General features: G+C 38.7%; 8 protein-coding genes. 6 read left to right on the top strand and 2 right to left on the bottom strand.

The features are described 5' to 3' along the window. Positions 1-44: 44 nt before the first annotated feature. A complete protein-coding gene (locus GSQ84_RS13135; RefSeq protein ID WP_158797729.1) occupies positions 45-881 on the top strand; it encodes a family 16 glycosylhydrolase in 837 nt (278 codons plus the stop codon). A 42-nt stretch (positions 882-923) separates the two neighbouring features. Here the strand turns inward: GSQ84_RS13135 and GSQ84_RS13130 are convergent, their stop codons facing one another. Continuing rightward, complete coding sequence (locus tag GSQ84_RS13130) at positions 924-1,751, bottom strand: glutaminyl-peptide cyclotransferase (RefSeq protein ID WP_158797728.1); 828 nt, start codon at positions 1,749-1,751, stop codon at positions 924-926. Positions 1,752-2,290: 539 nt separating this feature from the next. Here GSQ84_RS13130 and GSQ84_RS13125 point away from each other — a divergent pair. Beyond that, positions 2,291-5,539: a SusC/RagA family TonB-linked outer membrane protein gene (locus GSQ84_RS13125; protein WP_158797727.1), complete on the top strand. Its 3,249-nt coding sequence runs from the start codon at positions 2,291-2,293 to the stop codon at positions 5,537-5,539. Between the two features lie 63 nt (positions 5,540-5,602). Beyond that, positions 5,603-7,036, top strand: coding sequence for a SusD/RagB family nutrient-binding outer membrane lipoprotein (locus tag GSQ84_RS13120; RefSeq protein ID WP_158797726.1), 1,434 nt, complete (start codon positions 5,603-5,605; stop codon positions 7,034-7,036). A gap of 74 nt (positions 7,037-7,110) precedes the next feature. On the opposite strand, the gene GSQ84_RS13115 is transcribed toward GSQ84_RS13120, so the two are convergent. After that, complete coding sequence (locus GSQ84_RS13115; RefSeq protein ID WP_158797725.1) at positions 7,111-7,383, bottom strand: hypothetical protein; 273 nt, start codon at positions 7,381-7,383, stop codon at positions 7,111-7,113. Between the two features lie 813 nt (positions 7,384-8,196). Between GSQ84_RS13115 and GSQ84_RS13110 the strand changes: the two genes are divergently transcribed. The 3 genes from GSQ84_RS13110 (at position 8,197) to GSQ84_RS13100 (ending at position 13,569) form a co-directional block, all read left to right on the top strand. After that, on the top strand, positions 8,197-11,448 hold the full coding sequence (locus GSQ84_RS13110) for a SusC/RagA family TonB-linked outer membrane protein (RefSeq protein ID WP_158797724.1): 3,252 nt from the start codon (positions 8,197-8,199) through the stop codon (positions 11,446-11,448). A 65-nt stretch (positions 11,449-11,513) separates the two neighbouring features. Beyond that, on the top strand, positions 11,514-12,947 hold the full coding sequence (locus GSQ84_RS13105; RefSeq protein ID WP_158797723.1) for a SusD/RagB family nutrient-binding outer membrane lipoprotein: 1,434 nt from the start codon (positions 11,514-11,516) through the stop codon (positions 12,945-12,947). Between the two features lie 154 nt (positions 12,948-13,101). Next, entirely contained in the window at positions 13,102-13,569 is a 468-nt protein-coding gene (locus GSQ84_RS13100) for a VOC family protein (protein ID WP_158797722.1), read from the top strand. Positions 13,570-13,571: the final 2 nt, after the last annotated feature.

Below are 13,571 nucleotides of genomic sequence, written 5' to 3'. Positions count from 1 at the left end.
GTCATTTATTAATTTCCGATATTAGTTCCGGCAAATCTTATCCCATGAAAAACAACTTTACCTGTCGCCTGATTGCATCAGGAATATTTTCAATTACACTCTTAATGGTTTCCTGCAGCAAAAAAGGGGATGCACAGCAAAATAATAAGCCTGCAGTTTCTCCTACCAGTCAAATTACTACTGCTTCAGGCACCACTTATACCCAGGTATGGGCTGATGAATTTACCGGGACCGCAGTAAATTCAGCTAACTGGGCGTTTGATCCCGGAGCGGGACAAAACGGTGAACTGGAGTACTACCAGGCTGCAAACGCTACAGTGAGTAACGGTAACCTTGTGATTACTGCAAAAAAAGAAAATGCAGGCGGTATGGCTTACACTTCAGCCCGCATGAATACCCTGAATAAGGTAAGCTCCCTATATGGCAGGATTGAGGCCCGTATCAAAATGCCTTTGGGACAGGGATTATGGCCTGCATTTTGGATGCTGGGTACTGATTTCCCTAAAGTTGGCTGGCCCGATTGCGGTGAGATTGATATTATGGAACATGTAAATGCCGATAACCTGATTTACGGAACTATACATTGGGACAATGGGGCCAATTACGGATTGACAACAACTACCACGCCTGCAGATTACCATGTATATGCCGTTGAGTGGAATGCAAATAGTATCAGATGGTATGTGGACAGCACTTTATATGTAACTGCTAATATTGCCAATAACATCAACAATACCGGGGCCTTTCAAAAACCCTTCTATATCATTCTAAACATGGCAGTAGGCGGTCAGTTTCCAGGCAATAAAATTGACGATACAAAACTGCCGGCCCAAATGTTAGTAGACTATGTAAGGGTTTATAAACAAACTGCTACAAAGTAATCAATCTTTACTCACTGGTCTGTAAATTGACAGAGCTGATCCTTAAGGTAATTTTAACTTGAAGATCAGTGGCCAGTTTTTACCTGTAACGTATAACAGCTGATGTGTTTTGTCCCAGGCTACCCCATTAAGTACACTATCACTGGAAGTAGGCGTATAATTAGGTGCGTATTGTGAAAGCAAACCAAAACAATCAATAGTACCTACTACATGCCCGGTTGAAACATCTACTTTTAATATCTTAGTGGTTTGCCATTTATTCACATATATAAATCCATTAACATATTCCAGTTCATTCAGGTTATCTACAGTACCTAAATCATCCGTTACCTGGATCTGGCCGATTACAGCGAATGACTTAGGGTCCAGCTTGTAAATAAAAGAACTACCCACACTTACGTACAGGTTTTTCCCATCATTTGTCATCCCCCATCCTTCATAAGGCCATTTGAATGTACCGGTAGGCTTAGTCAGGTCTTTTAAATCATACACATAAGCGATGTGGTTTTGATAGGTCAGTCGAAAAAGCTGATTGTTCAGGATAGAAATTCCCTCACCATATAAGCTCTTATCTTTCAGCGGGAACTTTTTCTCAATTTTACCAGTGCTCGTATCTGCGATAGATATAAATGAATTTTCAAAAGTTCCTGTTCCCTCATAAAGTTTATTGCCATAGAGTTCAAACCCTTCTGTATAAGCTGCAGTATCATGTTTTAAAGTACCCGCAACCTTATAGGCAAGAACTTCCGGTGCCTTTACTGTGGTAGAATCTACCGCGCTCACCGCTGCTTGTGTTTCCTCTTTTTTATTTTTACAGGATGCCAGCACAATTACCGCTGCCCATAGCCAAACTTTATATTTATTATACATTTCACGCTGAAATTTGAATACCACCAAATGGAGCCGGAAATATATTAATATTCTTTTATTAAAATAGTATTCCTGATGACCATTGGTTAATAATATCATAAAATACACCCTCACAGCACCTTGTAAAGGTAAAATCATAGTTTTTACAAATTCACCAAAAAACATTATAAATAGTATGATTTTTTGCGTTTAATCACTGTATAACGCATGTTTTATATAAAATTCACAATTAGAATCTCAAAAAAATATTATTTATATTGATTTTTTGTCAAACTCATAAGTATTTTTCGTTAGCTTTGGTATTATTAACATTTATTAACTAAACCTAAACTTATCTTAAAAGAGAGGAATCCTTACGGATTCTTTGATTCGATGTGCACCGTCGAACCTAAAAAGTTGCACGTCGTTAAATTCACAAAAAACTGGTATTCACAAAAGGCATCCCGGCATTTAATACCGGAACATACCACAGCAATCTTAATTCTGCTGGCCTTAACTACACTATTAACTAAATTATCTAAACATTCAAAACTGAACAAATGAAAAAAACTTTACTAAGTTGTTTCTGTTTTCTGCTATTTATTATGCAGAGTTACGCCCAAACCACTACCATTACGGGTACGGTTTCAGCTAAAGAGGATGGCCTTCCCATTCCAGGAGTTAGCGTAAAATTAAAAGGATCTAAAGTAGGGTCCGTAACCGGTGCAGATGGAAAATTCTTCATCAAGGTTTCTGAATCAGGACCTAAAACATTGGTTTTCTCTTCCATTAGTTATGCCACTATAGAAAGAACAGTCACTTCTCAGGGAGTGGTTAACGTAGTTCTTAATTCTACTGCCAACCAATTGGGTGAAGTGCAGGTAGTTGGTGCATTGGGTATCACAAGAACACGTAATCAGCAGTCATATGCTGCACAGGAAGTTAAAGGTGACGAGGTAAGTAAAGGTCGTACCGGAAACTTTGTTACTGAGCTTGCCGGCAGGGTTGCTGGTTTAGAGATCAAACAATCCGGCGGTATCGGCGGATCTACCAATGCGGTTATCCGTGGTAACAAATCTCTTTTCAGCTCTAACCAGGCATTATTTGTGGTAGATGGTGTTCCATTTAACAATGACCCTATCAATACATCAGGACAACATAGCGGTACAGGTGGTTATGATTACGGAAGTCCGGCATCAGACATCAACCCAGATGATATTGAATCAGTTACAGTATTAAAAGGACCAGCGGGAGCTGCATTGTATGGCTCACGCGGTAACAATGGTGTAATTATCATTACTACTAAAAAAGCAGCAAGAGGTTTAGGCATCACTGTAAATGCAGGCCTTAGCCTTGGTGCAATCGATAAATCTACCTTTGCTAAATACCAAAACCAATATGGTGGTGGTTACGGAGCTTATTATTCAGATCCAACTAAAAGATTTTTCTACTCGGATGTAAATGGCGACGGTGTTAAAGACCTCGTTGATCCATTAACTGAAGATGCTTCTTATGGAGCGGCATTTAATCCAAGTTTAAAAGTATACCAATGGGATGCTTTTGACCCGACTAATGCAAACTATGGTAAAGCGACTCCATGGGTAGCTGCAACAAACGGTCCCGCTACATTTTTCACGCACCCGGTTACCAATAACCAAAGTATCTTTATCACTAGTGCTGATGATAACGGATCATTTAAATTAGGCTACACCCGTAACAATGAAACTGGTATCGAACCTAATAGTGATGTATTAAAAAACAGCATCAACCTTTCTGCTTCACACAATATTACTAAAAGATTAACTGCATCAGGCTCTATCGACTACACCCGTACTGACGGAATAGGAAGATATGGCAGCGGTTATCAATCGGATAACATCCTGAATTCATTCAGACAATGGTTCCAGGTGAACAATGATGTTCAGGAACTGAAAAGTGCTTATTTTAATTCTGGTGGTTTAAACAGAACATGGAATCAAACAAGCGTAACTAACCCAGCTCCAATCTATTGGGATAATCCTTATTTCATCAGGTACCAGAACTACGAGTCTGATAACCGTAACAGGTATTTCGGTAACGCAAGTTTAAACTATAAAGCGACCGACTGGTTAAACCTTTTGGGTCGTGTAACAGTAGATAACTGGAACCAATTAGAAGAAGAGAGAAGAGCAGTAGGTAGTGTTGGTGTATCAGGATATACCAGAAGAAATTTAAGCTGGAACGAAACCAATTTTGACTTCTTGGCTACTGCCGATAAAAACCTTGGTTCAGACTTTAACATCAAAGGTGTTCTGGGAACAAACATTCGAAAATCAACTTACCAAACGATTAGCGCAACAACTAACGGCGGTCTGATTGTACCTAATGTTTACGCGATCTCTAACTCAGTGTCTGCGCCTGCAGCACCTGTTGAGCAAAATCTAAGAAGAGAAGTTGACGGTGTTTTCGCCGGAGCTACTTTAAGCTGGAAAAACATGTTTGTATTAGACGGAACAATCAGACGTGACGAATCTTCTACCCTTCCAGAAGGTAATAACTCTTACTATTACCCTTCTGCAAATGCAGGATTTATTTTCTCTGAACTACTTAAAAACTACACCTGGTTATCTTATGGTAAATTAAGAGGTGGTTATGCACAGGTTGGTAATGATACCAATCCATATAACATCTTTGATACTTACAATTTTGGTACACAATACGGATCGGCTGCTACAGCTTCTGCCAGTACAACTAAATTCAGTACTGACCTTAAACCTGAGCTGACTAAAAGTTATGAGGTTGGTGCAGAATTAGCCTTCTTCAAAAACAGATTAGGCTTAGATGCGACTTACTACACTGGAAGAACTTTTAACCAGTTAATTCCTGTTCCGGTATCTACTTCTACAGGTTACAGTACCATTTATTTAAATGCTGCATCTGTTAGAAATAAAGGTGTCGAAATAGCCTTAAACGCAACGCCAATTAAAACAAGAGACTTCTCCTGGAGAGTTGACGTAAACTGGGCAAGAAACAGAAACCAGGTATTGGGCTTATTCTCTGACGCAACTGGTCAGCAGGCAACAAATCTTCAGTTGGCTTCTTACCAAGGTGGTGTAACTTATAATGCTACATTAAACCAGCCAATGGGTACCATTCGCGGAACCGATTATGTATATACTAAAGACGCTAATGGTAATATGCAAAAAACAGTTGGTGCCGATGGTTATTACGAAATTTCAAACAGTGGTAACAATGTAATTGGAAATGTTAATGCAAAATACACTGGTGGTATTACCAACACATTCAAATACAAAGACTTTACCTTAAGTTTCTTAATCGATGTAAGAAAAGGTGGAGATATCTTCTCACTAGATCTTTATTACGGTATGGATACTGGTTTGTATCCTGAAACTGCCGGTACTAATGATTTGGGTAACCCTTCAAGAAATACAATCGCTAATGGCGGTGGTGTTGTTTTACCAGGTGTAACTGCAAATGGCAAAGTAAACACGCTTCGTGCTGACAATACTGGCTCAGGATTGTACGGATATGAGCATAATCCTAATGCAGCATTTGTGTATGATGGTGGTTTTATCAAATTAAGACAAGCCTTAATCAGCTATGCTTTACCTAAACGCCTGTTAAACCAAATCGGTGGTGTTAAAGGTGTAGATCTTTCTATTGTTGGAAGAAACCTCTGGATCATCCACAAAAACATCCCTTATTCAGATCCTGAAGAATCTTTGAGTTCTGGAACTGTTCAGGGATACCAAAGCGGATCTTTCCCTACTGTAAGAGCATTTACGTTCAACGCGAAATTCACTTTTTAACGAGTTATCTATAAAACAAGAAGTAATTAAACAAGTTTAATCGCTATTAAGAAGAAATTATAAATGAAAAAAATTATAACAGCAGCCCTTTCAATTTTACTATTGGGAGCTTGCAAAAAGGATATCACTTCCTTAAATGTAAATCCGAAGACGCCTACTACAGTTCCGGCAGCTTCGTTATTTACACAGGCACAGCATACATTAGCCAATACGCTGACTTCAGCGAACGTTAACTTAAATAACTTCCGTTTGGTTGAACAGATGTGGCAGGAAACAACGTACACAGATGAAAGTAATTATAACTTCATCACCAGGCCGATCCCTGATAATGACTGGAATGCATTTTATCGTGACATCCTTTACAACCTGAAACTGGCAAAAGGAATTATTCCAACTGACATATCTATCACAGATGCAAAAGTTAAAGCCAATGATATTGCTATTGCTGACATCATGCAGGTTTACACCTATTATTATGTGTTAACTACTTTTGGAAACGCCCCTTATACTGATGCTTTAGATCCAACTAACCTTTTCCCTAAATATGATGATGCAGCTACAGTGTATGCAGATCTGCTGAAAAAATTAGATGCAGATGTGGCATCAATGACTGCTACTTCAGCAAGTTATGGTGCTGCTGATATCATCTATTCCGGAGATGTTCCAAGCTGGATAAAATTTGCAAACACGTTGAAACTTAAAATGGGTATTACCATTGCCGATTCAGATCCTGCAACTGCAAAAACTGTTATTACCGCAGCAGTAACTGCCGGAGTTTTCGCTTCAAATGACGATAACGCCAAATTTACTTATTTAGGTGCTACTCCAAATACAAACCCAGTATGGGTTGATTTGGTACAAAGCGGAAGAAATGACTTTGTTGCTTGTACTACCTATACAACTAATCTACTGTCATATACTGATCCAAGGTTACCGCTCTTCTTTACCACTGACGCTGCTGGAAGTTACTCTGGTGGTATTCCAGGTGCAAGTAGTGACTTCAATACTTTTTCACATCCAAGTGCTAAAATTGAAGCCGCAGATTTCCCTGGTCTCTTATTAGATTATTCTGAAACTGCATTTAACCTTGCTGAAGCTACTGAAAGAGGGTTTATCGCTACAGGTACATCAGCTGCTACTTATTATAACGACGCTGTAACCGCTTCTATCATTTATTGGGGCGGAACTGCAACACAAGCTACAACTTACCTTGCACAGCCTACAGTTAACTATGCTACAGCTGCCGGTACTTATAAGCAAAAAATTGGTACCCAAAAATGGTTTGCCCTTTATAACCGCGGATGGGATGCCTGGATAGAGACAAGAAGATTAGACTACCCGGTATTGGTAGCTCCTCCTACTGCCTTAACTGTTTTTCCTGAACGCTTAAGATATCCTGCTGCTGAGCAAAATATCAATGGTGCAAATTATGCTACTGCAAGTGCTGCCATAGGCGGTGATGTTCCTGGTACTAAATTGTTCTTTGATAAGTTCTAAGTCAGACGATTAATTAAAATAAAAAAGGCGTTTCAATGAAAATTGAGACGCCTTTTTTATTTATAGAGATCAACTTAAATGTTCTTGGGATTATAAGCACCGTGCTCACGGTCATTTTTATAATTCAGGGCATCGTTCTCTTTATCGTTTTGCATTTCACTGATATTTGTATTGGAATCGATATCACCATCCCGTTCATCTTCTAATCCTTCCAACTCATCTCCCTTCTCAAATCCAGGGTCTACGCTTGGATTTTCAAATTGAACATCCTCTTCTTCTTTAGGGATCGATTTGTTATCGCTGCCTCCCATGGCTTCATTTTTCTGATATTCATTCTTGCTTTCCATAGTGATTATTTTAAAACAGGTTATTTATTGATCTGGTCAATACTTATCTGTAACAATCTTTTACGAAGACAGTTTTAGCCATTTAACATCAGGTCTTATAATTGATCATAAAAAATCAAACAGGCCTTTAATCACGGAAATCAATCCTTAAAGCAATGTTACCAGTCTCAAATTGACAACTTTCAATAAACGAAATTATTGTAAAAATTTTTATATTATAACCTTAATATTACTATACACAATGTTATTTATATAAATTAAAATACATTTTAATTTATATAAATAATTATAAACACAAAAAGATATTCAATACAACTAATTAGACATAATATTAAAGTTTAGTGCGATCACAACACACTAATATGGTACAAAAACTTCTGATATAATTCTCAAAATATTACAACAAAACATAAAATAATAATATATAATATCATTTTATTAAATAATTACGCAATTAAAATGATATTATTACCGGTAATATTTAATAAAAAGGGTATAAATCGCTTTATTAACCGTTTATAGGATATTTAAAAAGCCAATTTTAATTATTAATAGCAACAAATACATAGAAAACTGCAATTGTTGCCATATAAACATATAAACGCATCTTTTTTTACAAATAACAATAATACAATCACTAAAAAAGCGCCTATAATTATAACATCAATAATTTATTTTCAATAATAGTAGAAAAACTTAAAAAAAATACTCAAATTTAAAAATCAGTAAATGAGTCCATTCGGTTAATCCAAAATTAACAACGGCAACACATTTACATTAACTATTTATTATAAAACCTAAATGATTATTAGAATGAAAAAAATTCTACAATTAACCATGTGCCTATTACTTTTCTTCGGAACAAGTGTGTACGCACAAACCCGGACAATTACCGGTGTTGTTACGTCTAAAGAGGATGGCCTTCCCATTCCAGGTGTAAGTGTAAAACTACAAGGGTCAAAAGTTGGCGCTATCACAGGAGCCGACGGAAAATACTTCATTAAAGTCCCTGAGTCAGGAACCAAAACAATAGTTTTCTCTTCCATCAGTTATGCAACCCTATCAAGAACAGTTACTTCACAGGAAGTATTAAGTGTAGTTCTTAACTCCACTGCTAACCAATTAGGTGAAGTACAGGTAGTTGGTGCGTTGGGTATCACAAGAACACGTAATCAGCAGTCATATGCTGCACAGCAGGTTGGAGGTGACGACGTAAGTAAGGGTCGTACAGGCAACTTTGTAACTGAGCTGGCCGGCAGGGTTGCTGGTTTAGAGATTAAACAAACCGGCGGCATCGGCGGATCTACCAATGCGGTTATCCGTGGTAACAAATCCCTATTCAGTAATAACCAGGCCCTATTTGTGGTAGATGGTGTTCCATTTAATAATGATCCTATTAATACATCAGGACAACACAATGGTACAGGCGGCTATGATTATGGTAGCCCTGCATCGGATATTAACCCTGATGACATTGAATCGGTTACAGTATTAAAAGGACCAGCAGGAGCTGCTTTATATGGCTCACGCGGTAACAATGGTGTAATTATCATCACCACTAAAAAAGCGGCAAGAGGTTTAGGCATTACAGTTAATGCCGGTGTTGGCGTTGGTGCAATTGATAAATCTACTTTTGCTAAATACCAAAATCAATATGGCGCAGGTTACGGAGCTATTTACCAGGATCCAACCAAAAGATTTTTCTACGCAGATATCAATGGCGACGGTCAAAAAGATCTGGTTACACCATTAACTGAAGACGCTTCTTATGGTGCACCATTTGATCCAAAACTGATGGTATACCAATGGGATGCATTTGACCCGACCAATGCCAACTATGGCAAAGCTACCCCATGGGTAAATGCAGCTAATGGTCCTGCTACATTTTTTACCCACCCGGTTACCAATAACCAAAGTATATTTATCACTAGTGCTGATGATAACGGATCATTTAAATTAGGTTATACCCGTAATAACGAAACTGGTATCGAACCTAATAGTAATGTATTAAAAAACAGCATGAACCTTTCTGCTTCACATAACATTACTAAAAGATTAACGGCATCAGGTTCCATTGATTACACCAGAACTGATGGATTGGGAAGATATGGTAGTGGTTATCAATCGGATAACATCCTGAATTCATTCAGACAATGGTTCGAGACCAACGTTGACATACAGGAACAAAAAGACGCCTATTTTAATTCAGGAGGCCTAAACAGAACATGGAATCAAACCAGTGTGACTAATCCGGCTCCAATTTACTGGGACAACCCTTATTTTATCAGATATCAAAACTACGAATCTGACTCCCGCAACAGGTATTTCGGTAATGCAAGTTTAAATTATAAAGCTACCGACTGGCTAAACCTTTTGGGCCGCGTAACAGTTGATAACTGGAACCAGTTAGAGGAAGAAAGAAGAGCTGTAGGTACAACCGGGGTTTCAGGATATACCAGAAGAAACTTAGGCTGGAACGAAACAAATTTTGATTTCTTAGCTACTGCCGATAAAAACCTGGGAGCTGACTTTAACATTAAAGGTGTTCTGGGAACAAACATTAGAAAATCAACTTCAACGTCAATTATCAGCACAACTAACGGTGGTTTGGTTGTACCAGGTGTTTACGCGATCTCTAACTCAGTTGCTACTCCTGCAGCGCCTACTGAGACAAATGCAAGAAGAGAAGTTGACGGTCTTTTCGCCGGAGCCACTCTAAGCTGGAAAAATACGTTTGTATTAGACGGAACCATCAGACGTGACGAATCATCTACCCTTCCTAAAGGTAGTAACTCTTATTATTACCCTTCTGTTAATGGTGGATTTATATTCTCTGAATTACTGAAAAACTACACCTGGTTGTCTTATGGTAAATTAAGAGGTGGTTATGCGCAGGTTGGTAATGATACCAATCCATATAACATCTTTGACACCTACAATTTTAATACACAATTCGGATCGTCTGCTACAGCTGCTACCAGTACCACTAAATTCAGTACAGATCTTAAACCAGAGCTGACTAAAAGTTATGAGGTTGGTGCAGAACTCGCTTTCTTCAAAAACAGGTTAGGCTTAGATGGAACCTATTACACTGGCAGAACTTACAACCAGTTAATCCCTGTTCCGGTATCTACAGCCACAGGTTACAGTACTATTTACTTAAATGCCGCATCTGTTAGAAATAGAGGGGTCGAAATAGCTTTAAATGCAACACCAGTTAAAAGCCGTGATTTCTCCTGGAGAGTGGATGTGAACTGGGCAAGAAACAGAAGTCAGGTACTGGCCTTATACTCTGATGCAACCGGTAATCAGGCAACAAATCTCCAATTGGCAGCTTATCAGGGCGGTGTAACTTATAACGCTACATTAAACCAACCAATGGGTACCATTCGCGGAACTGATTATGTTTACACTAAAGACGCAAACGGTAATATGCAAAAAACAGTTGGCGCTGATGGTTATTACGAAATTTCAAACTCTGCAAACAACGTTATTGGAAATGTAAATCCAAAATACACTGGTGGTATTACCAACACATTCAAATACAAAGACTTCACTTTAAGCTTCTTAATTGATGTAAGAAAAGGCGGGGATATCTTCTCACTGGATCTTTACTATGGTATGGATACAGGTTTATATCCTGAAACTGCCGGTACTAATGATTTGGGTAACCCTTCCAGAAATTCATTGGCTAATGGCGGAGGTGTGGTTTTACCAGGTGTAACTGCAAATGGAAAACCAAATACCATCCGTGCTGACAATACCTCTACAGGATTATACGGCTATGAGCATAACCCAGCTGCAGCTTTCATTTATGACGGCGGTTATATTAAATTAAGACAAGCATTGATCAGCTATTCTGTACCTAAGCGCTTGTTAACCCAAATTGGTGGGGTTAAAAGTGTAGACTTCTCAGTTGTAGGAAAAAACCTTTGGATTATCCACAAAAACATCCCTTACTCAGATCCTGAAGAATCTTTAAGCTCCGGAACTGTTCAGGGTTATCAAAGTGGATCTTTCCCTACTGTAAGATCATTTACACTGAATGCTAAATTCACTTTTTAACAGATTAATCTGATCAAAATAAGATTAATTAAACAAGTTTAATCGCTACTAAGAAGAAATTACAAATGAAAAGAATTATAACAGCAGCCCTTTCAATTTTACTATTGGGAGCTTGCAAAAAGGATATTACGTCCATCAATGTAAACCCTAAAACGCCGACCGCAGTTCCGGCAGCCGCTTTGGTAACACAGGCAGAACATACATTAGCTAATACGCTAACATCAGCGAATGTTAACTTAAATAACTTCCGTCTGGTTGAACAGATGTGGCAGGAAACTACTTATACAGATGAAAGTAACTATAACTTCATTACCAGGCCTATCCCGGATAACGACTGGAATGCATTTTATCGTGACATCATTTACAACCTGAAACTGGCTAAAGGTATTGTTCCAACCGACCAGTCTGTTCCGGATGCCAAAGTTAAAGCCAATGATATTGCTATTGCTGATATCCTGCAGGTTTACACCTATTATTATGTGTTAACTACTTTTGGAAACGCCCCTTATTCAGAGGCCTCAGATCCAACCAATCTTTTCCCAAAATACGATGATGCAGCTACAGTATATAAAGATCTCCTAGCCAGATTAGATGCAGATATTGCAGCTATGGTACCTACCGCTGCAAGTTACGGTGCCGGAGATATTATTTATAATGGAGATGTACCAAGCTGGATCAAGTTTGCAAACACGCTGAAACTGAAAATGGGTATTACCATTGCTGATTCAGATCCTGCAACTGCAAAAACTGTCATCACCGCAGCAGTTACTGCCGGGGTTTTCACTTCAAATGATGACAATGCTAAATTTGCATTTCTGGGTGCTACACCGAATACAAATCCGATATGGGTTGACCTGGTACAAAGCGGAAGAAATGACTTTGTTGCCTGTTCTACATACGTTACCAATTTGCAGGCCTATACTGATCCAAGGTTAGCGATCTATTTTACATTAGATCCTAATAATACTTATTCCGGTAGTGCTCCGGGAGCGAGCAGTAACTTCGGTGATTTTTCACATGTAAGCGACAAAGTTGAAGCACCGGACTTTCCGGGCCTGTTATTAGATTATTCTGAAACAGCATTCAACCTTGCTGAAGCTACTGAAAGACAATTGATTGCTACAGGTACTTCTGCTGCCACTTACTATAACAACGCTATAACCGCTTCTATCACTTATTGGGGCGGAACTGCAGCACAAGCTTCAGCTTATCTTGCACAGCCTAACGTTGCTTATGGCACTGCTACCGGTACTTACAAGCAAAAAATTGGTATTCAAAAATGGTTTGCCCTTTACAACCGCGGATGGGATGCCTGGATAGAAACAAGAAGATTAGACTACCCGGCATTAGTAGCTCCTGCTACTGCTTTAACTGTTTTTCCTGAACGTTTAAGATATCCTGCTGCAGAACAAAACATCAATGGTGCAAATTACGCTGCTGCAAGCGCTGCTATAGGCGGCGATGTACCAGGTACCAAATTATTCTTTGATAAGTTCTAAGTAAAACAATTCATTAAAAAAAAGCCGTCATCATACTATTGGTGACGGCTTTTTTGATTAAATTACATCAGGAAACTATTACTTATGCAGGGCTATAAACTACCCTCATATTGAATGATATTCTTATAAACAGAAAAAAACCAAATATATCCGTATGAAACGAATTACATCCCTACTCGCATTTACTATTATTATCCTTTCTATGAAGCAGTCTGCCGCACAAAACGTTTCGGGTAAACAGACCGCTGCTGTATTAAATCATATTGCTGTATATGTAACCAACCTAGATAAAAGCGCTGCTTTTTATGAAGGCCTGTTTAATTTACCAAAAATGGAAGAACCTTTTAAAGACGGTAAACATGTATGGTTATCGTTAGGCCCTGCCGGACAACTGCATTTAATTAAAGGCGCCCAGGCAGGTGTCCATTATGATAAAAATGAACACCTATGCTTCAGCGTGAGTTCGATCACAGCCTTTATCGCCAAACTGGATAAAGAAAAAATTGAATACGCCAACTGGCCAGGTACAGCTAAAGCGCCTACCATCAGGCCTGATGGCGTAAAACAAATCTATTTCCAGGATCCGGACGGCCACTGGCTGGAAGTAAACGATCAGCAATAGGT

Source organism: Pedobacter sp. L105 (assembly GCF_009765875.1).
In the GTDB taxonomy this organism is placed as follows: Bacteria; Bacteroidota; Bacteroidia; order Sphingobacteriales; family Sphingobacteriaceae; genus Pedobacter.
The sequence above is the reverse complement of the archived record's forward strand: the minus strand, read 5'-3'. Positions and strand labels throughout refer to the sequence as shown.